The organism is Phormidium sp. CCY1219 (assembly GCF_035615515.1).
GTDB lineage: Bacteria > Cyanobacteriota > Cyanobacteriia > Cyanobacteriales > Laspinemataceae > CCY1219.
In genome coordinates this window covers 1-2,568 of sequence record NZ_JAJENT010000591.1, presented here as the reverse complement: position 1 = coordinate 2,568, position 2,568 = coordinate 1, and the positions used below count along the sequence as shown (strand labels likewise).

At 54.9% G+C, this 2,568-nt stretch carries 1 protein-coding gene; it reads left to right on the top strand.

Annotation, left to right across the window (positions count from 1 at the left end; genetic code table 11):
• Nucleotides 1–728 precede the first annotated feature (728 nt).
• On the top strand, nucleotides 729–2,300 hold the full coding sequence (locus LKK83_RS16610; RefSeq protein ID WP_324632346.1) for an ATP-dependent DNA helicase: 1,572 nt from the start codon (nucleotides 729–731) through the stop codon (nucleotides 2,298–2,300).
• Nucleotides 2,301–2,568 lie beyond the last annotated feature (268 nt).

Here is a 2,568-nt window from a genome sequence, read left to right as displayed (position 1 = left end):
TCCCCGGATGAGGTGAAAGTCTCAAGTCCGGTTTTGAAGACGAGTAGTTCTGGTGACGGAATTGCTTAGTTTAACAGAATCAACTACCCCTACCCAATCTATCCCAATGCCGCAGTGCATAGCGAACTGCTCGAATGGCTCGAAACCTGCACCGGCGCGTACCACTACGCCGAGGGCGAACTCGAGGTTTGCAGTGCTTCCCTCGCGTAAGTGCCCCCCGTAAAGGTCTTTCCTGGCAATAGAAGAATAGATCGGACCTGCTGAGGAGCTATTCGGGTTCTATCAACGTCAGCAAAATACTCGGCCCAAAACCACGAAGCAATTTCCACGCTTGAGGAAAGTGCATTCTCAGGTCTTGCAAACCACGCTTCGCCGCCTGCACGATGCCCTATCCCGGACGGGTTCAAGGTAAAGCAGGTTAAGATATCCTCCAGAGTCCGGGGAGCCTGAAATCTTGCACCATTCTCAACAACCTTTTGTAGACCCCACGATCCGGCGGAAACTTAAGTTAGAGCCTCATCGCTTGCATGGGGTTAAAAACTGACTCGGAAGCTTACAGTAAAAGCATTTCAGTCGGTTTAAACCGACTTGCTAGGTAAGGGGACGGTTCAAAACCCACGCCGGGTGTTGCAACTGGTGCAAGATCTCAGTTGAAACCACCAATTTACCCACACCATTAATCGGGAGGCTGATTGGAGTGCCTTTCGTCAAACCTCGATAGAGAACAAGTGATTGAAGTAGAAGTCCACCAACAACTGCGCGCATTCCTGCGATCGCAAGGCGAACCTTACTGGCCCCATCATCTAACAATGGCACGGCTGGTGGCGCGAGCGTTGCGTCTGGGACGCAGTGCGCTCATTCAAACCGGAATGCCCTCCGTCGGGTGTCGCGCTCGTCATCGCCTCAGTTATTTAACCCCGGTATTGATGTGGTCCGGACCGGTGATTTTAGTTGCCCCCGAATCGGTGCAACAGCACTTGCTGTTGGTGGAAATCCCTCAACTACAGCAGTGGATCGAGATGAATAAACCCATCCGCAAAGGGGATCGGGGTAGCTCCTCGGATCTTCTGCGCTGGCCCGGGGATGATTTCGAGGGACTGTTGATGGTTTCTCCTCAAGCATGGCTGAAAGATGCCCTTGCGGAATGCTCAAGCATCCCTCTGGGTATTCCGACGATTATCGATGATGCGGAGAACTTGGAAACCTGGATTCGCGAACAGCTCCGAGTGGAAATCGAAGCGGTGGACTGGAACCAGCTCATGGTGGCCCGTCCCGATCGCGCGGAGGAAATTCGCAATGCCAGGGTACAACTGACCCGCGCCATTTTTCAACATCCCCCGAATCCTTACGAGTGTTGCTTGCTCGATGCTCCCGAACAAGAGATTTTAACCGCTCTGTACCATTGCTTGGCCACCGCGAGTCAAAACGGCAACTCCCCACAGGGCGATCGCCTCTCCCATGTGCCGGACAATTGGAGGGCATTTTGGCAGGGACTCCAGAATCCAGAACGACTGCTGTGGGCCTCGATTGACCGCCAACACGGTCAGTTTACTCTGTACTGTAGTCCGGTAGAAGTGGCTCCCGCCCTGGAGAAAGTCTGGCAACGTCAGCCGGTGGCGATCGTCGGCGGCGGCTTGGATCTCGACCCGGAAGCGCCTATTTTCCGCGAAAAACTGGGATTGGGCGACCTCACCACGGTGAAGTTTTCCCTCGATCGCCACAACGAAGTGATTCCCCTGTATTTGCCCGCTCGCTTTCCTTTGCCCAATACTCCACAATTTGTCAGCGCATTATTAGCAGAAATTCGCACCTTAATCTGTGTCAGTGCGGCGGCGACCGGTTTGACGGCGATCGTGGTGGGAGATGTGCCCCTGAAAACTCGCCTCGGTGCGATGCTAGCGGCAGAATTCGGCTCTCGCGTCCAGGTGGAAAAAACCCAGTTGTCGGAAAATGGGATTTTAGTCACTGGGTGGGAATTTTGGCGTACTTATCACGCCGAGTTACCTGGGCCAAAGTTGCTCGCGATCGCCACTTTGCCCATTCCTTCTTTAGAAAATCCAGCGGTGGCGGGTCTGGTGGCTCATTACAAGCGCCAGCGCCTCGATTGGTTTCGCTTGTACCTGCTGCCCACTTGCCTGCAAGAGTTGCAACGGGCGATCGCCCCAGTTCGTCAGCGACCCGGCGTGGTTGCTCTCCTAGATAACCGGGTGCAACACCGCAGCTATGGCAAAGACATACTCGCCGCCCTCAGCCCCCTGGCTCGCATCGACTATTTGGATGCCACTTGCTTCACCAGTTAGTCGCTTTGGCTTTCCCCCTGGCCGCGATCGCCCAGGGCGGGACCACCAGTGCAACCCACCCACCCTCCAGCGGATTGGGGAATTTTTAATTTCTCTATCGTAGCATTTTTATCGCCACACATGCAAGCACCCCGAGGACGCGATCGCCTTGTTCGAGTCCCTTCCACGGTGCGATTTTTACCCTGATGGATCTGTGACGTACTCCCGACGCCGACCGCTTAGGCGGTACGGCGCGGGCTTCTGCGCCCAGACCTTTGAGATCTGGGTT